We start from the raw sequence: 22025 nt of genomic DNA on the forward strand, positions 1-22025 counted from the left end.
GATATCGGTATCGACCTTGGAACGACCAACTCGTGTGTTGCCATCATGGATGGCGATAAGTCCGGGTTATTGAAACGCTGAGGGTGATCGCACTACACCGTCCATCATCGCTTATACCGATGATGGTGAAATACTGGTTGGGCAATCTGCGAAGCGCCAAGCGGTTACCAACCCAGAGAACACTATATACGCTATCAAGCGACTGATTGGTCGTCGTTTTAAAGATGACGTTGTTCAGAAAGACATCAAGATGGTGCCCTATAAAATCGCTGGCGCGGATAATGGCGATGCTTGGGTAGAAGTGAAAGGCGAGAAGATGGCGCCGCCGCAGGTGTCTGCAGAAATTCTGAAAAAAATGAAGAAGACTGCAGAAGACTACCTTGGCGAGAAAGTGACTGAAGCGGTTATCACCGTGCCGGCTTACTTTAATGACAGCCAGCGTCAAGCTACCAAAGATGCGGGCAGAATTGCCGGTCTGGACGTGAAGCGTATTATCAACGAGCCGACTGCAGCAGCCCTGGCCTATGGCTTGGACAAGAAAAGCGGCGATCGTACCGTAGCGGTATACGACTTGGGCGGTGGTACGTTCGACCTTTCGATCATCGAAATTGCGGATGTAGACGGCGAGCACCAGTTTGAAGTGCTGGCGACCAACGGCGACACGTTCCTTGGTGGTGAAGATTTCGATATGAAAATCATCGAATTCCTGGCCGACCAGTTCAAGAAAGACAGCGGGATTGACCTGCGCGGCGATTCTCTAGCTATGCAGCGCCTGAAAGAAGCCGGTGAGAAGGCAAAAATTGAGCTTTCCAGCAGCCAGCAGACAGACGTTAACCTGCCGTACGTTACAGCAGATGCTAGTGGCCCTAAGCACATGAACGTGAAGCTGACTCGCGCAAAGCTTGAGTCGCTGGTTGAAGATCTGGTTCAGCGCAGCCTTGAGCCCTGTAAGGTGGCCCTGAAGGATTCAGGCTTGAAAATCGAGGAAATCGACGAGGTTATCCTGGTTGGTGGTCAGACCCGTATGCCGCTGGTTCAGAAAAAAGTGAAAGAGTTCTTTGGCAAAGATGCTCGTAAGGATGTGAATCCGGACGAAGCTGTTGCCATGGGTGCTGCGATTCAGGCGGCTGTACTTTCAGGCGATGTAAAAGACGTACTGCTGCTGGACGTGACTCCGCTGACCCTGGGCATTGAAACCATGGGTGGTGTTGCTACGCCGGTTATCGACAAGAACACGACGATTCCGACGAAGAAGTCGCAGACCTTCTCTACGGCAGAAGACAACCAGACAGCGGTTACCATTCACGTTGTTCAGGGTGAGCGCAAGCAGGCGACGCAGAACAAGTCCCTGGGTCGTTTTGACTTGGCAGACATTCCGCCGGCTTCTCGTGGTGTGCCGCAAATCGAAGTAACTTTCGATATCGATGCTAACGGTATTCTGAACGTGTCTGCTAAAGACAAGGCTACCGGTAAAGAGCAGTCCATCGTGATCAAGGCCTCTTCCGGCCTGAACGACGACGAAATCGAGAAAATGGTGCAAGACGCCGAAGCGAACGCCGAAGAGGACCGCAAGTTCGAAGAGCTGGTTCAGGTGCGCAACCAAGGCGATGCGATGGTACACGCTGTGCGCAAGACTTTGACTGAAGCTGCCGACAAGGTTAGCGAAAGCGAGAAAGAGTCTATCGAAGCGTCTATCAAGGAGTTGGAAGAAGCTTTGACGGGGTCCGATAAAGACGATATCGAAGCCAAGACCAAGAAGCTGACTGAAGCTTCGTCAGAGTTGGCTCAGAAGATGTACGCAGAAGAGGAAGGCCAGGCAGAACAAGCTGGCGGGCAGGAAGAAGCTCAGTCCGCTGATGATGCAGTGGATGCCGAGTTCGAAGAAGTCAAAGACGACGAAAAGAAGTAATTCTGACGTACATCAGGTAGTTGGAAAACGCGGATCTGCTCCGCGTTTTCCTCGTTTAAAAAACAGGGTTTTAAAGCATGGCCAAGCGCGATTATTACGACATTCTCGGGGTTTCCCGGGACGCGGACGAGAAAGACGTTAAGCGAGCATATCGAAAGCTCGCGATGAAATATCATCCCGACCGCAACCCGGAAGATACAGACGCTGAGAACAAGTTCAAAGAAGCCAGCGAAGCCTACGAAATATTGGCTGACCAATCCAAGCGAGCGGCATACGACCAGTTCGGACATGCCGGAGTGGATGGCCAGGCCGGTGGTGGCTTTGGTGGCGGTGGCGGAGGCAATTTCTCCGACATCTTTGGCGACGTGTTTGGCGATATATTTGGTGGCGGCGGCCGTGGCGGCCGCAACACTCGCGGCTCGGATCTGCGCTACACCCTGGAGCTGGATCTTGAAGAGGCGGTAAAAGGACGAACCGTTGAGATTACAATCCCGGGGCACCGGGAGTGTGACACTTGCGACGGCAGTGGCGCAGAAAAAGGCTCTCGCCCCGAAACCTGCGGCACTTGTAAGGGTATGGGGCAGGTTCGCATGCAGCAGGGTTTCTTCGCCGTGCAGCAGGCTTGCCCGACGTGTCGTGGGTCCGGCCAGATTATTAAAAACCCCTGTAGATCGTGCCAGGGGCAGGGCAGAATTCGGGAAGAAAAGACGCTTTCCGTTAAAGTGCCGCCCGGTGTGGATACCGGCGACCGTATCCGGCTCTCCGGCGAAGGCGAGATGGGTATGGATGGTGGCCCCTCCGGCGATCTGTATGTGCAGATGTCAGTGCGGGAACACTCAATTTTTACCCGCGATGGCCGCAACCTCTACTGTGAAGTACCAATTAGTATTGTGGATGCGACCCTTGGTGGGGAGCTGGAAGTACCAACGCTTGATGGCCGCGTAAAGCTGAGAATTCCGGCTGAAACCCAAACAGGTAAACTCTTCCGGCTACGCAATAAAGGCGTTAGCCCGGTTCGCGGAGGCCCTTCCGGCGACCTCTTGTGCCGCGTAATTATCGAGACGCCTGTTAGCCTGAATAAGCGCCAGAAAGAACTGCTTCAGGAATTTCAGACAACCCTCGATAACAACAAGGGTACAAACCACGCGCCGAAGAAAACATCCTGGTTTGAAGGTGTTAAAAGCTTTTTCGACGAAATGAAATTCTGATCCGTTTCATATAGGGAATAGGCCATGAGGGTAGCAATCATCGGCGCCGCCGGGCGCATGGGTAAAGTGCTGATCGAGGCGGTTGACGGTACCGAGGGCTTGGAGCTGGGCGCTGCGGTGGTCGAGCCTGGGAGCAGCCTTATTGGTGCCGACGCTGGTGAAATGAGCAGCATCGGCAAAACCGGCGTAAAGATGGCGGGCACCCTGGCTGATGTGAAAGACGATTTCGACGTGCTCGTCGATTTCACCTTCCCGGACCTGACCCTGGAAAATGCCGAATTCTGTAAAGCTAACGGAAAAATGCTGGTTGTCGGCACCACCGGTTTGTCCGACGCCGAAAAGCAGCAGCTTGCCCTGGCAGCAGAATCTACCCAAGTGGTGTTTGCGCCCAACATGAGCGTAGGCGTTAACGTGGTTCTCAACCTCTTGCGCACTGCGGCAGCAACGCTAGGGGACGACTACGACGTCGAAATCATCGAAGCGCACCATCGCCACAAGAAAGACGCCCCCTCCGGCACAGCCCTGCGCATGGGCGAAGTGGTTGCAGACGCGCTTGGTCGAGATCTCAAAGAGTGTGCCGTTTATGGCCGCGAAGGTTTCACCGGCGAGCGCACCCGCAAAGAAATCGGCTTCGAAACCATTCGTGCTGGCGATGTGGTGGGTGATCACACCGTACTTTTCGCCACCGAAGGTGAGCGTATCGAGATAACCCATAAAGCGAGTAGCCGCATGACCTTTGCTAAAGGCGCTATGCGGGCCGCGCTGTGGCTGAAGGACAAGCCAGCGGGTTTGTATGATATGCAGGATGTTCTTTCGTTGAAGTGAGCCAGCCGTGTAGGAGGCATGTGAGATTTTACATGGACACAAAACCGCATATTTTATACAATAAGGCGGTTTAACTGCACCAAGCGTAGGCTTTGAAAGGCCCAAGGGACAAAAAAGTCCCCGGATAACAAAAAGCGGGACGGAGTTTTTACTCCCTCTCGCTTTTTTGCGACCTGAATTTGCGCTTGCGTTCCTGCACGTGACGAATTGATACGCCACTCGATGAGGATACAAGCCTTGAGCACACCCGCAATCCTTGCACTCGCAGACGGAAGCCTGTTTTACGGCACCGCTATTGGCGCTGACGGCGAAACCAGCGGCGAAGTGGTGTTCAACACCGCGATGACCGGCTATCAGGAAATACTGACCGATCCGTCTTACGCCCGCCAGCTCGTTACCCTGACCTATCCGCACATTGGCAACACCGGTGTGAATGAAGAGGATGTAGAGTCAGGCCGTATTCAGGCCGCCGGCCTGATTATCCGTGACCTGCCCCTGGTTGCCAGCAACTGGCGCAGCACCGGATCGCTGGATGAATATCTGCGAAGCAACAACATTGTCGGAATTGCCGATATTGATACCCGGCGTCTCACGCGCATCCTCCGCGACAAGGGCTCACAGAGTGGCGCCATTGTGGCCGGTGCTAGCGCCACTGCAGAGCGTGCACTGGAACTCGCAAATGCGTTTCCCGGGCTCGAAGGCATGGATCTGGCCAAAGAAGTTACCTGCGACAAGGCCTATAATTGGACTCAGGGCGCGTGGACACTTGGCGAAGGCTACGCCGAGGGTGGCGAGTCAAAGTTTAAGGTTGTGGCTTGGGATTACGGCATTAAGTTCAATATTTTGCGCATGCTCGCCTCCCGGGGCTGTGATGTCACCGTTGTGCCCGCTCAAACTCCGGCGTCAGATGTGTTGGCTATGAATCCAGACGGTATCTTCCTGTCGAACGGCCCGGGTGACCCCGAACCCTGCGATTACGCAATCAAGGCAATTCAGGACGTGCTTGAAACCGACATTCCAGTGTTTGGTATTTGCCTTGGTCACCAGCTCTTGGCAATTGCCAGTGGCGCGAAAAGCATGAAGATGAAACATGGACATCATGGCGCCAACCACCCGGTTCAGCGGCTTGATAACGGCTCGGTGATGATTACAAGCCAGAACCATGGCTTTGCGGTGGATGAAGCTTCCCTGCCTGCCGTACTCGAGGTTACCCATAAGTCGCTATTCGATGGCACGTTGCAGGGTGTTCGACGCACTGATAAGTCGGCGTTCAGTTTTCAAGGGCACCCCGAGGCGAGCCCGGGCCCCGGTGATGTGGCGTCTTTGTTTGACGAGTTTATCCGTCTGATGGAAGCCCGAACGGCCTAAGGCCGGCTCATGGGCGGAAACGTCACACCAGACACGCGCCGCGTTTTTTGCGCTGCAAGAATTTAAACGTTGCTGACAGGTTTACAAAGACATGCCAAAACGGACCGACATTAAAAGCATCCTGATTCTGGGCGCAGGCCCGATTGTAATCGGGCAGGCGTGCGAATTTGACTACTCCGGAGCTCAGGCTTGCAAAGCCCTGAGAGAGGAGGGCTACCGTGTCATCCTGGTTAACTCGAACCCGGCCACCATTATGACTGACCCGGTGATGGCGGATGCCACCTACATCGAGCCGATTACCTGGCAAACGGTTGCCAAAATCATTGAGAAAGAAAAGCCCGATGCCGTACTGCCTACCATGGGTGGCCAGACCGCATTGAACTGTGCGCTGGAATTGGAAAAGCACGGCGTGTTGGAAAAACACGGTGTGGAAATGATCGGTGCCAACGCCGACACCATTGATAAGGCTGAAGACCGAAGCCGTTTCGATAAGGCGATGAAGGCCATTGGTCTTGAGTGCCCCCGCGCCTCGATTGCTCACACCATGGAAGAAGCCTGGAAAGTTGCTGAAGACATCGGCTTCCCATGCATTATCCGCCCGTCGTTCACCATGGGCGGTTCTGGTGGTGGTATTGCGTACAATCGGGACGAGTTTGAAGAGATCTGTACCCGTGGCCTGGATCTTTCCCCCACAAGTGAACTGCTTATCGACGAGTCGCTGATTGGCTGGAAAGAGTATGAGATGGAAGTGGTTCGCGACAAGGCGGACAACTGCATTATTGTGTGTGCCATCGAAAACTTCGATGCCATGGGCGTGCACACGGGTGATTCCATTACTGTTGCACCCGCTCAAACGCTGACCGATAAAGAATATCAGATTATGCGGGACGCCTCGTTGGCTGTGCTACGCGAGATTGGCGTAGAAACAGGCGGCTCCAACGTACAGTTTGGCATCCACCCGGATAACGGCCGCATGGTCGTTATCGAGATGAACCCCAGGGTTTCTCGGTCATCGGCACTGGCTTCCAAGGCAACAGGCTTCCCGATTGCCAAGGTCGCAGCAAAGCTGGCAGTGGGTTACACACTCGACGAGCTGCGCAATGAGATAACCGGTGGTGTAACGCCTGCATCTTTCGAGCCCAGCATCGATTATGTGGTTACAAAAATCCCCCGGTTTACCTTTGAGAAATTTCCCCAAGCCGACGCCCGCCTGACCACCCAGATGAAGTCTGTGGGCGAAGTCATGGCTATTGGCCGCACGTTTCAGGAGTCTCTGCAAAAAGCTCTACGTGGGCTGGAAGTTGGGTCCGACGGTTTTGATGAGCAGCTTGAGGAGTTCACTTCCGAGAATTCCCGCGAAACCCTCACCCGCGAGCTCAGCGTTCCTGGTGCCGAGCGTATTTGGTATATCGGTGATGCCTTCCGGGCAGGGATGAGCGTAGAAGATGTGTTTGAGTTCACCAAGGTAGACCCTTGGTATCTGGTACAGATCGAAGACCTTATTCGCGAAGAGCAGGCCGTTAAGTCTGTTGGTAAAGCTGATATCGATCATGCCACCCTGTTCCGCCTCAAGCGCAAAGGCTTCTCTGATGCTCGCTTGGCCAAGCTGTTGGGTGTCGAAGAAAGCAGTCTGCGTAAACTGCGGCACGAGCTGAATATCCGCCCGGTATACAAGCGGGTAGATAGTTGCGCTGCAGAGTTTGCCTCTGATACTGCTTACATGTACTCAACTTACGAGGAAGAGTGCGAAGCGGAACCCAGCGATCGCGAAAAAATCGTGGTTATCGGTGGTGGCCCTAACCGCATTGGCCAGGGCATCGAGTTTGATTACTGTTGTGTGCATGCAGCACTTGCCATGCGTGAAGATGGCTATGAAACCATCATGATCAACTGCAACCCGGAAACGGTATCGACCGATTATGATACCTCTGACAGGTTGTATTTTGAGCCGATCACTCTTGAAGACGTGCTGGAGATTATCAACGTAGAAAAGCCCAAGGGTGTGATTGTCCAGTACGGCGGCCAGACACCGCTAAAGCTGGCGCGGGGACTGGAAGCCGCTGGTGTGCCCATTATAGGTACCAGCCCGGACGCCATTGACCGGGCGGAAGACCGTGAGCGTTTCCAGCAGATGATTGATAGCCTGGGACTCAAGCAGCCAGAAAACGCCACCGTGCGTAGCCACGAAGAAGGTATTCTGGCGGCTCGCAAGATTGGCTATCCATTGGTGGTTCGCCCGTCTTATGTGCTGGGTGGTCGAGCTATGGAGATTGTTTACGGAGAAGACGAGCTGGAGCGCTATATGCGCAGTGCCGTGCTGGTGTCCAACGATAGCCCGGTATTGCTGGACCACTTCCTGAACGCCGCCATTGAAGTGGATATCGATGCTATTTGTGACGGCAAGGATGTTGTCATCGGTGGCATCATGCAGCACATTGAACAAGCCGGCATTCACTCTGGCGACTCGGCCTGTTCCTTGCCGCCATACACGCTGCCGGCAGATGTTCAGGACGCCATGCGAGACGCTGTGAAAAAGATGGCCCTTGAGCTGGAAGTGGTCGGCCTGATGAATGTGCAGCTTGCTTGGCAGGATGACGAGATTTACGTAATTGAGGTGAACCCGCGCGCATCAAGAACCGTGCCTTTTGTATCCAAGGCCATTGGCGTGTCCCTTGCCAAGGTAGCGGCACGGGTGATGGCGGGCACATCGCTCGCAGAGCAGGGCTTTACCAAAGAAGTGGTGCCTAGCTACTACGCTGTAAAAGAATCCGTATTCCCGTTCAACAAGTTCCCATCGGTTGATCCGATCCTCGGGCCGGAGATGAAATCCACGGGCGAAGTAATGGGGCTTGGTGACAGCTTTGATGAAGCGTTTGCTAAAGCTTCGCTGGCAATCGGTGAGCGTTTGCCGGCTGAAGGCACCGCGTTTATGTCGGTTCGCGATGTAGATAAAGCGGGAGCCATCCAGGTTGCGCGGGATCTGAGGGGAATTGGCTTTAAGCTTGTTGCCACCACCGGCACCGCGAAAGCCCTCCGTGAGGCGGGAATCGAGGTGGAGCGGGTAAATAAAGTGGGCGAGGGGCGACCACACATTGTAGACGCCATAAAGAACGGCCAGGTTCAGCTCATTATTAATACCACTGAGGGTCGCAAGGCCGTGTTGGATTCGGCGCAGATTCGCCAGTCAGCTCTGCAGACCAAAGTGGCTTACACAACAACACTGGCGGGCGGCGAAGCCTTCTGTCGGGCCATCAAGTTTGGCCCGGAGCGTACAGTACGCCGCCTGCAAGACCTCCACGCAGGGAAGTAAGATTATGAGTGAAAGAGTACCTATGACAACAGCGGGCGAAGCCCGTCTTCGTGAGGAGCTCCAAAAGCTAAAGTCCGAAGATCGGCCTCGTGTTATTGCAGCGATTTCAGACGCCCGGGAGCACGGCGATTTGAAAGAAAATGCCGAGTATCACGCGGCCCGGGAGCAGCAGAGCTTTATTGAAGGCCGAATTCAGGAAATTGAAGGCAAGCTTTCAGCGGCTCAGGTAATTGATGTTACCGCTATGGAGAATACTGGCAGAGTGATCTTCGGTACCACTGTTCATCTGATGAATATGGATACTGACGAGCAGGTGGTTTACAAGATTGTAGGGGAAGATGAAGCCGATATTAAGTTAGGCAAACTGTCTATCTCCTCGCCTATTGCCCGTGCCCTGGTGGGCAAGAGCGAAGATGACGTTGTCGCCATTCGCGTGCCTTCTGGCATGGTGGAGTACGAAATCGAAAAGGTGGAATACCTCTGATTCGGGTGACGCTGGCTGAGCCAGTGTACGAAAAAACCGGCTGCGTTAGGCGCAGCCGGTTTTTTTGTTTCCGGAATTCAGTGGGCCTCAGTTTTTGTGGCGCAGCAAATTGGAGAGTTTTGGGTTAGGCTTCTTGGCCCTGCGCATAATGACTGCAATTTTCCCGATGGTTTGCACCACTTCAGCGCCGCTGGATTCGCACAGGGCGCTGATCGCTTCCTGGCGTGCCTCCCTGTCCTGACTTGCCACTTTAATCTTGATAAGTTCGTGATCGGTCAGGGCTCTATCAAGCTCTTCTTGCAGGTTTTCGGTGAGGCCCTTATCGCCCACAATAATGACGGGTTTCAGGTTGTGGGCAATGGCCCGGTATTCCCGGCGCTGTTGCGGTGAAAGGCTCATGATGTAATCTCTTTATCGGTGCAATTAACAAAAGGTCAGCGGCATATTCGCTGGCAACGTCGTATAATTGGCGAATTGTAACAGACAACCTTGCACGCAGATCACCTTGCAGGCGTTGTAATTTCCGAGATGGGGCCCACATACAAGGAACATGTGGGTTTTCCGGCGGTCAGAAGCGTCTAATGGTGGACTCACAGCTACGTTTTTCTGTGGCCGTTACGGATAGGCCGTTTCTGGTGGATAGACGTATAATTGGTGTAAGGTGTCCTAAAAGAGTGGCGCCCTCGCGGGTGCGCTCTTCAATTCACAGGCGATGATCCTTGAACGATATGGCAAAAAATCTGGTTCTCTGGCTGATAATAGCCGCAGTACTGTTGATGGTGTTTCAGAACTTTTCTCCCACCACCAGCGGGCAGCAAGTCAATTATTCTCAATTCGTTGAAATGGTTCAGCAGGGCCAGGTCAATAAAGTCACGATTGATGGTCTGGAAATCCAGGGCACGCGTGGCGATGGCTCCCAGTTTGAAACAATTCGTCCTCAGGTGGCGGATAACAAACTGATGGATGATCTGCTGGCGAACAAAGTAGAAGTGATCGGCAAAGAACCGGAACGCCAAAGCCTGTGGACACAGTTGCTGGTTGCGGCATTCCCGATCCTGATCATTATCGCGCTGTTCGTGTTTTTCATGCGTCAGATGCAGGGCGGCGGTGGTGGCAAAGGCCCCATGTCGTTTGGTAAAAGTAAAGCCAAGCTGATGAGTGAAGACCAGATCAAGACCACGTTTTCCGACGTAGCTGGTGTGGATGAAGCAAAAGAAGACGTTAAGGAACTGGTGGATTTTCTTAGGGATCCCAGTAAGTTCCAGCGTCTTGGTGGCAGCATCCCGAAAGGTGTCTTGATGGTGGGGCAGCCTGGTACCGGTAAAACCCTGCTTGCCAAGGCTATCGCCGGCGAGGCAAAAGTTCCGTTCTTCTCGATTTCCGGTTCCGACTTCGTGGAAATGTTCGTAGGTGTTGGTGCATCCCGTGTGCGTGACATGTTCGAGCAGGCCAAGAAGCAAAGCCCCTGCATTATCTTCATCGACGAAATCGATGCGGTCGGTCGCCATCGTGGTGCCGGCATGGGTGGTGGTCACGATGAGCGTGAGCAGACCTTGAACGCGCTATTGGTTGAAATGGACGGCTTTGAAGGTAATGAAGGCGTTATCGTTATTGCTGCGACCAACCGCCCGGATGTTCTCGATCCGGCGTTGTTGCGCCCGGGCCGTTTCGACCGCCAAGTTGTGGTGGGTTTGCCCGACATCATCGGCCGAGAGCAAATTCTCAAGGTGCACATGAAGAAGGTGCCTCTGGATGAGAACGTTGAACCTGCGCTTATTGCGCGCGGTACGCCGGGCTTTTCCGGTGCTGACCTTGCGAACCTGGTGAATGAGGCGGCACTGTTCGCAGCTCGCCGGGACCAGCGCCTGGTCTCCATGGAAGAGTTTGAGTTGGCCAAAGACAAGATCATGATGGGCGCTGAGCGCAAGTCCATGGTGATGAGTGAAAAAGAAAAGCGGAATACTGCTTATCACGAGTCTGGTCACGCGATTGTCGGCCGGCTGACGCCAGAGCATGATCCGGTGTACAAGGTGAGCATTATTCCTCGGGGCCGTGCCTTGGGTGTAACCATGTTCCTGCCAGAAGAGGACAGGTACAGCCACAGTAAGCGCTTCCTGATCAGCTCTATATGCAGCCTGTTTGGCGGTCGTATCGCCGAAGAGCTGACGCTGGGTTTTGATGGCGTTACCACCGGTGCCTCGAATGACATCGAGCGTGCCACCAGTCTGGCCCGTAATATGGTCACTCGCTGGGGTTTGTCAGAGAAACTTGGGCCGCTGCAGTACGATACAGACAGCGAAGAGCCGTTCCTGGGTCGCTCTGCGGGCCAAGCTCAGACGGTCTATTCGCCAGAAACGGCCCAGCGTATTGATGAAGAAGTCCGTAATATCATCGATTCCTGTTATGAAACGGCCACTAAGATACTAGTGGATAACCGCGACAAGCTGGATGTTATGGCCGACGCGTTAATGAAGTATGAAACCATTGATCGTCACCAGATTGATGACATCATGGAGGGTCGTACTCCGCGTCCACCAAAGGGTTGGGATGATAACGGCCCTACCGGTGGTGTTAAGGCTGACGATCCGGAGCAGGCTGCTAAGGCAAAGCCTTCTGATGATGGCCGTCGGCCTGATGTTGGGCGGCCTGCTGGGGAGCACTGATTCTCTCGGCGTTATATAATCGTGCTGACAAACGCCGCCTGGATTAAGGGCGGCGTTTGTTTTTGTTGATTGCAGTTTTTCAAGTCTTAACGTGCCTGCCTGGGATTGGATAGCTATGAAAATGAGTTTTGCTGGGCGAGTGCTGGAAATGTCTCGCTGCCATGTGATGGGTGTGCTCAATGTCACGCCAGACTCGTTCTCTGATGGAGGGCGGTTCAATCGGCAGGATGCAGCACTTTTAAAGGCTCGTCAGATGGTCGCAGATGGCGCGGCCTTCATTGATGTGGGCGGGGAGTCAACCCGCCCAGGCGCAGCCAAAGTGTCGATTCAGGAAGAGTTGGATCGAGTTTGCCCAGTAGTAGAGGTCATTTCACGGGAGCTCGACGTAATTGTTTCCGTGGATACCAGCACGCCAGAGGTTATGTCTCAAACAGCGGGGCTAGGTGCAGGGTTAATTAATGATGTACGTGCACTGCAAAGAGACGGCGCCTTGGCCGCTGTCGCAGATGCAGGCCTACCCGTATGTATCATGCATATCCAGGGCGAGCCGGAAACCATGCAGGACAGGCCTGAGTACCAGAATGTGTTGCGTGATGTTGGGGAGTTTTTAACTCAGCGTGTTCGTGTTGCTGTGCAGGCGGGTATTGATGCCCAGAATATAATCCTGGATCCGGGCTTTGGGTTCGGAAAAAACCTTGAGCATAATGTGCGATTGCTCGCCTCGCTGGAACAGCTGCATTCGCTGGGGCACCCTCTGCTGGTGGGTATGTCCAGAAAATCCATGCTTGGTCTTATCACTGGCCGGGAAGTTGATGAGCGGTTGTCTGCCAGCCTTGCGGCCGCGACAATATCGGCAATGAAGGGTGCCAGCATTATCCGCGCGCACGATGTCAGGGAAACCGTAGATGCCGTCAGAGTTGCGACGGCCATAAAGGAGGCAGTTTGATGGCGGGAAGAAAATATTTTGGCACGGATGGAATTCGCGGCCGGGTGGGTGAGCCCCCGATAACGCCGGAGTTTATGTTGCACTTGGGCTGGGCCGCCGGGCAGGCTTTTAAAAAGGTTGGCCAGCGAAACAGTGTGTTGATCGGTAAGGATACCCGGCTATCCGGTTACATGTTTGAGTCAGCTCTAGAGGCAGGGCTTTCTGCTGCGGGCGTTGATGTGAAGCTGCTGGGCCCCATGCCAACGCCGGCTATTGCCTATCTTACCCGTACTTTTCGTGCATCCGCAGGTATCGTGATCAGTGCGTCTCATAACCCGCATCATGATAACGGCATCAAGTTCTTCTCCGCTGACGGTACCAAGCTCGATGATGCGCTGGAGGCAGAAATTGAGAGCTGGCTGGATAAGCCTATTGAAGTCTGTGGCCCAGGTGACTTGGGTAAAGCATCCAGGATAGAAGATGCTCCGGGGCGCTATGTTGAATTCTGCAAAAGCACGGTGCCAAACGAGTTTACGCTGGATCACATGAAGATCGTTCTGGATTGTGCTCATGGAGCAACTTACCACGTTGCTCCAAAGGTGTTTCGTGAGCTAGGCGCGAAGGTGTCGGTTATTGGTGCGGAGCCTGATGGGCTAAATATCAACCTGAATGTCGGCTCTACACACCTGGGTGCGTTGAAGCAGGCTGTCGTTGATAAACAGGCAGATCTGGGGATCGCCTTTGATGGCGATGGTGACCGGGTGTTGATGGTTGATCGCGACGGCTCTGAAGTTGACGGCGATGAGTTGCTGTATGTGATTGCGTCCCAGCGCTTTGCTGATGGCAATCTCAAAGGTGGCGTGGTGGGTACGCTCATGACCAACCTGGGTGTTGAGCTGGCGTTAACCGAAATGGGTATTGCCTTTGAGCGAGCCAATGTGGGTGACCGCTATGTGGTAGAGCGTTTATTGGCTAATAACTGGGTGGTTGGTGGAGAAGGTTCCGGCCACATGGTAATTCGTGATTGTACGAGTACTGGAGATGGCATTGTTTCTGCGCTCCAGGTGCTGCTCGCTATCGGCAAGTCTGGCAAAACCCTTGCCGAGTTGCGCCAGGGCATGAGCAAGTTGCCGCAGACAATGATCAATGTGCGGGTTGCAAAGCGTTTCGATCCGTTCAGTCGCGATGATATTGTTGCCGCGGTTAAGAAGGCCGAGTCAGAGCTTGGCAGTTCAGGAAGGATTCTGCTTCGGGCTTCAGGAACCGAGCCTTTGATCCGTGTAATGGCAGAGGGTAAGGATGCGGATGATATTCGCCGTGTTGCTGAAGAATTAGCGCAGGTTGTGGAAAGTTCAACGCACTGATTTTGTTGGTTTCAGGCGGTTGTCTGTTATGAGGGACTGCTGTATAGTGCGCCCTCCCTTACATTCGGGAACTGATATGCGTCGCAAGATTGTAGCCGGAAACTGGAAGATGAATGGGTCGAAAGATCTCTCGGAAAAGCTGGTTGGCTCTATCCGGTCTGAGGCCGAATCTCTTGATAACGGCGTGGAGGTTGTCATTCTTCCACCCGCAATTTACATCGAGGGTGTGTTGAGGCAAGCGCAAAATGGCGTGTCTGTTGGTGTTCAGAATATAGGGCAGTGGCAGTCAGGTGCCTACACTGGGGAAGTGTCCCCGGAAATGGCTAAAGATGTAGGTTGTCGCTATGCGCTCGTAGGTCATTCTGAGCGACGCCAGCTTTTCGGTGAAACCGACGAACTGGTAGCTGCAAAGGTTTCGCTTATTATTTCCAGTGGTTTAACGGCTATTGTGTGCGTTGGAGAAACTTTGGAAGAGCGGGAGTCTGGGCAGGCTGAAAATGTTGTTGCCGGCCAGATACGAGCAGGCTTGTCGAAGGTGGCGCAAGATCAATGGCAAAGTGTTGTCGTAGCCTATGAGCCAGTCTGGGCGATAGGTACCGGCAAAACTGCGACGTCAGACGACGCTCAGTCCATGCATGCAGCTATACGGGGCGTGCTAAAAGATATGGGCGCGCCGGCAGAAGAAATTTCATTGCTTTACGGCGGCAGTGTAAAAGCAGATAATGCAGCGGCTCTTTTTGCAGAGCCGGATATAGACGGCGGTTTAATTGGCGGAGCATCGCTGGTCGCAAAAGATTTTGTTAGTATTTGCCGGGATATGCCGGCAGGTACCTAAAGTTAAAGGTTCGCGAGAGTCGATATGGATTGGATCGAAACGCTAGTAGTTATTGCGCACGTCGTTATCGCGGTTGCGCTGGTGGGTCTGGTGCTGATCCAGCAGGGTAAAGGTGCAGACGCAGGTGCAGCCTTCGGCGGCGGTGGAGCGTCCCAGACTGTATTCGGTAGTCAGGGCAGCGGCAGTTTTCTGACCCGCGTGACGGCCATGCTCGCAATCATATTTTTTGTAACAAGTTTCTCGCTGGCAGTATTTGCCAAGCAGCGCGCAGAAGTGGCAGGCGAAGCGGGTATTCCTGTTGTTCAGGAATCTCGCGAAGCTCCTGCGCAAGGCGCTGCTGCAGATAACGGTGATGCTGCCAAAAGCGAAACCGGGAACGGGGAGTCTGATCTTCCCGAGCTCGAGTAAGAGTGTTGCCCAAGTGGTGGAACTGGTAGACACGCTATCTTGAGGGGGTAGTGGCGAAAGCCGTGCCGGTTCGAGTCCGGCCTTGGGCACCAATTAAGAAGAAAAACGGCTTGGATGTTCCAGGCCGTTTTTTGGTCAGTCCTTGACCAGTCCGTTGGGCGTCTTTATACTCCGGCGGATATTGGGATCCGACATATTATTTGTCGGGTTTCTGGCAGGCCAGGTGTCTGTCAGCAGGAAGCGGGATACCGGTTAGCTTCCTGCGAGTTCTTGCAACAAAAGGCCCCGGTTTTCGGGGCTTTTTGATTAAGGGCCCTGGCGTAATGGGCCCTGGTGCGTAAAAAGGGCTGGTTGACAGCCCTTTTTTTGTTTTTGGTGCCGGTAAATTTCACAACGGAGACCGCCTAACTTGTCAGGCAAGCTTAAACAACTGGAAGACATTCTTCAGCCTGTAGTGGAAGGGTTGGGTTACGAGTTTTGGGGTATCGATTATCGCTCCCAGGGCTATCAATCACTTCTTCGGGTATTTATAGACGATGCTGAAAACGGTATTGGCATCGACGACTGCGAGAAAGTCAGTCGTCAGATCAGTGGCGTGATGGATGTTGAAGATCCCATCAAGACAGAATACACGCTTGAGGTTTCGTCTCCGGGAATGGATCGTCCTTTGTTCCGGCCTGAGCATTACCAGGCATTTGTGGGGCATCAGGTACAAATTCGCTTGCGCATGGCGTTTGATGGTCGGCGCAAGTTTCAGGGGCTTATAAAAGCTGTTGAAGGTGATGATGTTGTAGTGATTGTTGACGATCACGAATATCTTCTGCCTTTCGACAGTATCGAAAAAGCCCACATTATTCCGGTATTCGAGTGAGCTATTTGAATAACTCAGTAGATGCACAGTTTATTTTCAGGGCAGGGCAATCCAATGAGTAAAGAGATCTTGCTGGTGGTTGAAGCCGTCTCGAACGAAAAAGGTGTCGAGAAGGACGTAATTTTTGAGGCGATCGAGCTAGCACTCGCCACAGCTGCCAAAAAGCGTTACGACGATGAAGAGTCGGATGTGCGCGTGTCGATTGACCGCCGTACCGGAGAGTACGAGACTTTTCGCCGTTGGCTGGTAGTGGATAACGACGCTGTACCAGCGCTGGGTACCGAGCTGACCCTTCAGGAAGCCGAGGAGATCGACATTGAGTTGAAGCCCGGCGACACCTATGAAGAGAAAGCCGAGTCTGTGGCTTTTGGTCGTATTGGGGCTCAGGCTGCCAAGCAGATCATCTTCCAGAAAGTGCGTGAGGCTGAGCGGAGCAAAATCGTCGACAGTTACCGCGACCGTGTTGGTGAGTTGGTTTCAGGTACGGTTAAAAAGGTTACTCGCGATAACGTGATTGTTGATCTTGGCGCTAACGCCGAGGCACTGCTGCCCAGAGAACAGCTGATTCCCCGCGAAACGTTTCGCATGGGAGATAGGGTTCGTTCGCTGCTGCTGGAAATTCGCACAGATCACCGTGGGCCCCAGTTGATCCTCAGCCGCTCAGCACCGCAGATGTTGATTGAGTTGTTCCGTATCGAAGTGCCCGAGATTGCCGAAGAGCTGATAGAGATCCGTGGCGCAGCCCGTGATCCAGGTTCTCGCGCCAAGATTGCCGTGAAAACCAATGACCGCCGTATTGACCCGGTTGGTGCCTGTGTAGGCATGCGTGGTTCCCGTGTTCAGGCTGTTTCCAACGAACTGGGCGGCGAGCGCGTAGACATTGTGCTGTGGGACGATAACCCCGCACAGTTGGTTATTAACGCCATGTCGCCCGCTGAGGTGGCCTCCATTGTGATGGACGAAGATCGTCACACCATGGAAGTGGCTGTTGCTGAAGACAATTTGGCGCAGGCTATCGGTCGTAATGGACAGAACGTTCGCTTGGCTACTGAGCTTACAGGCTGGACCCTGAACGTAATGACCGAAGAGGAGGCCGGTGAGCGCCAAGAGCAAGAGTTCAATACTTTGGTTGAGCATTTTACGGCTCACCTGGATGTAGATGAAGAATTCGCAGGTGTACTGATCGAGGAGGGCTTTACGTCTATCGAGGAAGTCGCCTACGTACCCATGGAAGAAATGTTGGCGATTGAAGGTTTTGACGAAGATACCGTCTCAGAACTGCGCCGTCGTGCCAAAGATGCCTTGTTGAATCAGGCTTTGGCGAGTGAAGAAGCTCTCGACGGCGCTGAGCCGGCAGAAGATCTTCTGAGCATGGACGGAATGGATCGCAGCCTGGCGTTTAAACTCGCTGGCATGGGCGTACGTACAATGGAAGATTTGGCTGAGCAGTCGGTTGATGACTTGCTCGATATCGAAGGTATGGATGAAGAGCGTGCGGGACAATTGATTATGGCCGCACGCGCCCCCTGGTTTGAAGACCAGGCTTAATTCGGGAGGAGACCAGTATGGCTGAAGTAACGGTAAAACAACTGGCCGAAGATGTAGGCGCTCCCGTGGATCGTTTGCTGAAGCAGATCGTGGAAGCTGGCTTGAAAGCCCGCTCGGAAGGCGACTCTGTGTCTAGCGATGAGAAGCAGCAGTTGCTGGCCTATCTGAGACAGACCCACGGTGAAGCAGGCGCTGAGCCGAACAAGATTACTCTGAAGCGCAAAACGACAACCACGCTCAAGGCTGGCAAGGCCAAGACGGTTAATGTGGAAGTGCGTAAGCGCCGCACCTATGTAAAGCGTGCGGAGTCGCAGCCAGAACCAGAAGCGGCGGCACCTGAAGAGGTTAAAGAAGAACAGAGCGTGGAGCAGGTGCAGGCGGAGCAACCCGCAAATGTAGTTGCCCCACAGGCAGAAGCAGAAGCTCCTTCAGAAGCCTCTTCTGAAGCGGCAGAGAAGCAGGCACCGGCTGCAGAAGCGCAGGCGCCTGCCGAAAAGGCTGAGCCGAAAAAGGCTCCGGAACCCGCTCCGGAAGATATGCCGATGCCGCCGCCTGAGGGTGATGGTAAGGATCGGAAGCCTAAGAAAAAGAAAGAAAAAGTTCGTGAGCGTGGCGACGAAACCGAAGAAGGCAAGCCGAAGAAGAAGCAGGCTGGCCATCGTGGTCCACGTAACCGTCCTGCGGACGCGCCAGTGGTGATCTCGGAAGACGATGATGACAACACTTTGCGCAAGCCGCTGCGAGCGAAAAAGAAACCCAAAGAGAAGCGTCATGGCTTCGAGAGGCCGACCAAACCAATGGTCAGAGAAGTAGAAGTTCCTGAAGTGATTACCGTTGGCGATCTTGCCCAGCGGATGGCCGTCAAATCCGGTGCCGTCATCAAGATTTTGATGGGCATGGGCGTGATGGCAACCATTAACCAGCCACTGGACCAAGAAACATCGACTCTGGTAGTTGAAGAGCTAGGCCACACGGCCAAGCCCATCAGCGACGATGCTTTTGAGCACGATGTGCTTAGCGAATTCAAAGTGGAAGGCAAGGAAAAGACCAAGCGCGCTCCAGTTGTGAGTGTAATGGGTCACGTCGACCATGGTAAAACATCGCTGCTTGACTACATTCGGCGCACCAAGGTTGCCTCGGGTGAATCTGGTGGTATTACCCAGCATATCGGTGCTTACCACGTAGAAACCGATCAAGGCATGGTGTCGTTTCTGGATACCCCAGGCCACGCGGCATTTACCGCGATGCGTGCCCGTGGTGCCCAGTGCACCGATATCGTTATCCTGGTTGTAGCCTCCGATGACGGAGTTATGCCGCAGACTAAAGAAGCGGTGCAACATGCGCGCTCTGCTGGCGTGCCCATCGTTGTTGCCATCACCAAGATGGACAAAGAGCAAGCGGACCCGGATCGCGTGAAGAACGAACTGGCTGCGATTGACGTTATTCCAGAGGACTGGGGCGGCGACGTTCAGTTCGTACCCATCTCCTCGCACTCGGGTGACGGCGTTGATACGCTTCTTGAGGCGGTTTTGCTCCAGGCCGAGATCCTTGAGCTTCAGGCTACGCCTGACGCACCTGCCAACGGTGTTGTTGTTGAATCCAGTCTTGAGCGCGGGCGTGGGCCTGTTGCTACTGTGCTGGTACAGAACGGCACACTTAAGCGGGGCGACATGGTTGTTGCAGGTTCTTTCTTCGGAAAGGTTCGCGCAATTACCGATGAAGCTGGCAAGCAAGTTAAAGATGCTGGCCCATCTATTCCTGTCGAGATTCTTGGCCTTAATGGCACGCCGAACGCCGGCGACGAGTTCTTTGCAGTAGCCGATGAGCGCAAGGCCAAAGAATTGGCAGAATTCCGTCATGTTCGTGAGCGCGAGCAGCGTTTGCAGCGGGCGCAAGCAGCCAAGCTTGAGAACCTGTTCGAGAACATGGGCAAAGACGAGGTTAAATCCCTCAACGTTGTTCTTAAAACCGACGTACGTGGCTCTCTTGAGGCGATCAACAAGTCGCTGCAGGATCTGGGCAACGAAGAGGTTCAGGTGAAGATCGTGTCTTCCGGTGTCGGTGGTATTGCCGAAACGGACATCAGTCTCGCAATGGCAACCAATGCCGTTATCTTCGGCTTCAACGTGCGTGCTGATACAGCAGCCAAGCGCCTGGTTGAGCAAGAAGGCCTGGATCTGCGCTACTACAGCATTATCTACAACCTGCTAGATGATGTGAAAGCCGCGTTGACGGGCATGCTGGCACCAGAATTCCGCGAAGACATCATTGGCATTGCAGACGTACGCGATGTGTTCCGCTCACCTAAGTTTGGTCAGGTTGCTGGCTGCATGGTGACGGAAGGCAACGTGTACCGGAACAAGCCCATTCGTGTTCTGCGTGACAACGTGGTTATCTTCGAAGGCGAGCTGGAATCTCTGCGCCGCTTCAAGGACGACGTTCCTGAAGTTCGTAACGGTATGGAGTGTGGTATCGGTGTTAAAGGCTACGACGTGAAGGTCGGTGACCAGATCGAAGTCTTCGACCGGGTTAGAGTCGAGCGCAAGCTCGAGTCTACGGGGGCCTAATGCCAAGAGAGTTCAGTCGTATTGATCGCATTGGCGATCAGATGCAGCGTGAGCTTGCCCAGCTGATTCAGCGCGAGGTTAAGGATCCGCGGTTAGGTATGGTGACAGTCAACGCAGTCAAGGTCAGTCGTGACCTTGGCTACGCTGATATATATGTCTCTTTGCTGACTACCGAGGAGCTGACCGCGGACTCCCCCGAGGCAAAGGAATCTGTTTCGGTACTGAACAAAGCAGCTGGATTTCTCCGTGGCCAAGTGGGAAGAGCGATGAAGCTGCGGGTTGTGCCCCAGCTGCGATTCCACTTTGACGCGCTTCAGGGCTACAGCCGCAGAATGGACAGTCTTATTCGCGAAGCGGTAGGTGATAAGCCAGCCGTTGAGCGGAACGACGACAACCAGAATGATCCGGAGTCAAACGCTTGAGTCGCAGACGTAAAGGTCGTGATGTTAGTGGCATTCTGGTCATCGACAAGCCTCTGGGTATTACTTCTAACGGTATCCTGCAGGAGGTCAAGCGCCTTTATGGTGCTGCCAAGGCAGGCCATACCGGCGCCTTGGATCCGCTGGCAACCGGGGTTCTACCTTTGTGCTTCGGTGAGGCTACGAAGTTCTCGCAAATGATGCTGGACAGCGACAAGGCTTATATAGCTACAGCGCGGCTTGGCGAGCGCACCGAAACAGGTGACAGCGAAGGCGTGGTCGTTGAGACAAAACCAGTTCCGGAAGGTCTTACGCCAGAAGTGCTTGAGCCTGTATTGGAACGGTTCCGCGGTAATATCCAGCAAGTTCCCTCCATGTACTCGGCACTTAAGCACAAAGGCCGCCCACTTTATGAATACGCCCGCGAGGGTATTGAAGTGGAGCGCCCGGCGCGCCCGGTAACCATTTACGACCTCCAGCTTCTGGACGTTCGTGAAAACGAGTTAGATATTGCCGTAAAGTGCACCAAGGGTACGTATATTCGCTCACTCGTTGAAGACATCGGCGAAGTGCTGGGTTGCGGTGCACATGTGATTGCGCTGCGGCGCACGTTAGCAGCTGGATTCACTTTGGCCAATGCGCACCCAGTGCCGGATCTGGAGGCGATGCGTGAGCGCGGCGAAAGTCTGGATGGCCTGCTAGTTGCCCCTGATGCAGCGCTTTCCATGTTCCCAGAGCACCGCTTGAGCGGGCAGCCTTTGGTGTCGATATTGAATGGACAACCGGTTAGAATACCGGGTCGAGTCTTCGATGGCTTCGTGCGTATATATGGCAACGAAGGCTTCGTTGGGCTTGCAGAAGCATTGCCAGAAGGTGAGGAAACCCAGTTGGTGCCTCGCCGTTTGGTAAGTAGCAGCGGTAAACAGTAGTTAACCGTTGTATAGCCGGGCTGTAGAGGTGCGCGGTTCGGCCGGATTTATCAGCACCGCAAACATGAGGTGAGTTATGGCTCTTTCTGCCAATGAAAAAGCACAGATCGTTCAAGATTATCAGCAAGCTGATGGCGATACCGGTTCTCCAGAAGTGCAGGTTGCACTGCTGAGCGCCAACATCAACAAGCTGCAGGGTCACTTTAAGATCAACAAGCAGGATCATCATTCCCGCCGTGGTCTGATCCGCATGGTAAACCAGCGTCGTAAGCTGCTGGACTACCTGCGCCGGAAAAACGGTGACCGTTACCTGGAGCTGATCAAGCGCCTTGGATTGCGTCGCTAATCAGGTCTTACGACCTGACGGCTGTGTGCGGACATGTTCCGTTTGC

At 53.9% G+C, this 22025-nt stretch carries 17 protein-coding genes, 1 tRNA gene and 1 pseudogene; 18 read left to right on the forward strand and 1 reads right to left on the reverse strand.

Going from position 1 to position 22025, the window contains the following annotated elements:
• The first annotated feature begins 3 nt into the window (after positions 1–3).
• The 6 genes and pseudogenes from dnaK (at position 4) to greA (ending at position 9104) form a co-directional block, all read left to right on the forward strand.
• Positions 4–1909, forward strand: a pseudogene (gene dnaK, locus BCA33_RS06605) (molecular chaperone DnaK).
• A 77-nt stretch (positions 1910–1986) separates the two neighbouring features.
• A complete protein-coding gene (gene dnaJ, locus BCA33_RS06610; protein ID WP_071264400.1) occupies positions 1987–3117 on the forward strand; it encodes a molecular chaperone DnaJ in 1131 nt (376 codons plus the stop codon).
• A gap of 24 nt (positions 3118–3141) precedes the next feature.
• Complete coding sequence (gene dapB, locus BCA33_RS06615) at positions 3142–3942, forward strand: 4-hydroxy-tetrahydrodipicolinate reductase (protein WP_071264402.1); 801 nt, start codon at positions 3142–3144, stop codon at positions 3940–3942.
• A 237-nt stretch (positions 3943–4179) separates the two neighbouring features.
• Positions 4180–5310 (forward strand): glutamine-hydrolyzing carbamoyl-phosphate synthase small subunit, encoded by a 1131-nt coding sequence (gene carA / locus BCA33_RS06625; RefSeq protein WP_071264406.1) that lies wholly within the window; start codon positions 4180–4182, stop codon positions 5308–5310.
• A gap of 91 nt (positions 5311–5401) precedes the next feature.
• Positions 5402–8620 (forward strand): carbamoyl-phosphate synthase large subunit, encoded by a 3219-nt coding sequence (carB, locus tag BCA33_RS06630; protein WP_071264409.1) that lies wholly within the window; start codon positions 5402–5404, stop codon positions 8618–8620.
• Between the two features lie 4 nt (positions 8621–8624).
• A complete protein-coding gene (greA, locus tag BCA33_RS06635) occupies positions 8625–9104 on the forward strand; it encodes a transcription elongation factor GreA (protein WP_083394657.1) in 480 nt (159 codons plus the stop codon).
• A gap of 87 nt (positions 9105–9191) precedes the next feature.
• Here the strand turns inward: greA and yhbY are convergent, their stop codons facing one another.
• A complete protein-coding gene (gene yhbY, locus BCA33_RS06640) occupies positions 9192–9503 on the reverse strand; it encodes a ribosome assembly RNA-binding protein YhbY (protein ID WP_071264413.1) in 312 nt (103 codons plus the stop codon).
• A gap of 320 nt (positions 9504–9823) precedes the next feature.
• On the opposite strand from yhbY, the gene ftsH reads away from it, so the two are divergent.
• The 12 genes from ftsH (at position 9824) to rpsO (ending at position 21979) form a co-directional block, all read left to right on the forward strand.
• Positions 9824–11767, forward strand: a complete 1944-nt coding sequence (gene ftsH / locus BCA33_RS06645; RefSeq protein WP_217632627.1) for an ATP-dependent zinc metalloprotease FtsH — start codon at positions 9824–9826, stop codon at positions 11765–11767.
• A 115-nt stretch (positions 11768–11882) separates the two neighbouring features.
• The gene (gene folP / locus BCA33_RS06650; protein ID WP_071264415.1) at positions 11883–12713 is read left to right on the forward strand and encodes a dihydropteroate synthase; all 831 of its coding nucleotides are present in this window, start codon (positions 11883–11885) and stop codon (positions 12711–12713) included.
• Positions 12713–14056, forward strand: coding sequence for a phosphoglucosamine mutase (gene glmM / locus BCA33_RS06655; RefSeq protein WP_071264417.1), 1344 nt, complete (start codon positions 12713–12715; stop codon positions 14054–14056). The genes folP and glmM overlap by 1 nt, the downstream gene beginning before the upstream one ends.
• A gap of 76 nt (positions 14057–14132) precedes the next feature.
• The gene (gene tpiA, locus BCA33_RS06660) at positions 14133–14891 is read left to right on the forward strand and encodes a triose-phosphate isomerase (RefSeq protein WP_083394658.1); all 759 of its coding nucleotides are present in this window, start codon (positions 14133–14135) and stop codon (positions 14889–14891) included.
• Positions 14892–14915: 24 nt separating this feature from the next.
• Positions 14916–15299 (forward strand): preprotein translocase subunit SecG, encoded by a 384-nt coding sequence (gene secG, locus BCA33_RS06665; protein ID WP_071264419.1) that lies wholly within the window; start codon positions 14916–14918, stop codon positions 15297–15299.
• Between the two features lie 7 nt (positions 15300–15306).
• Positions 15307–15391: transfer RNA gene (locus BCA33_RS06670), tRNA-Leu, on the forward strand.
• 317 nt (positions 15392–15708) lie between these two features.
• The gene (gene rimP / locus BCA33_RS06675) at positions 15709–16170 is read left to right on the forward strand and encodes a ribosome maturation factor RimP (protein ID WP_071264421.1); all 462 of its coding nucleotides are present in this window, start codon (positions 15709–15711) and stop codon (positions 16168–16170) included.
• Positions 16171–16224: 54 nt separating this feature from the next.
• Positions 16225–17718, forward strand: coding sequence for a transcription termination factor NusA (nusA, locus tag BCA33_RS06680; RefSeq protein ID WP_071264423.1), 1494 nt, complete (start codon positions 16225–16227; stop codon positions 17716–17718).
• A gap of 17 nt (positions 17719–17735) precedes the next feature.
• On the forward strand, positions 17736–20285 hold the full coding sequence (gene infB / locus BCA33_RS06685; protein ID WP_071264425.1) for a translation initiation factor IF-2: 2550 nt from the start codon (positions 17736–17738) through the stop codon (positions 20283–20285).
• Entirely contained in the window at positions 20285–20707 is a 423-nt protein-coding gene (gene rbfA, locus BCA33_RS06690; protein ID WP_071264427.1) for a 30S ribosome-binding factor RbfA, read from the forward strand. Before infB ends, rbfA begins: the two co-directional genes overlap by 1 nt.
• On the forward strand, positions 20704–21633 hold the full coding sequence (gene truB / locus BCA33_RS06695; RefSeq protein ID WP_071264429.1) for a tRNA pseudouridine(55) synthase TruB: 930 nt from the start codon (positions 20704–20706) through the stop codon (positions 21631–21633). Before rbfA ends, truB begins: the two co-directional genes overlap by 4 nt.
• A gap of 76 nt (positions 21634–21709) precedes the next feature.
• On the forward strand, positions 21710–21979 hold the full coding sequence (gene rpsO / locus BCA33_RS06700) for a 30S ribosomal protein S15 (RefSeq protein ID WP_071264431.1): 270 nt from the start codon (positions 21710–21712) through the stop codon (positions 21977–21979).
• Positions 21980–22025: the final 46 nt, after the last annotated feature.

It is taken from the genome of Marinobacter sp. AC-23, assembly GCF_001858325.1.
Classification (GTDB): domain Bacteria; phylum Pseudomonadota; class Gammaproteobacteria; order Pseudomonadales; family Oleiphilaceae; genus Marinobacter.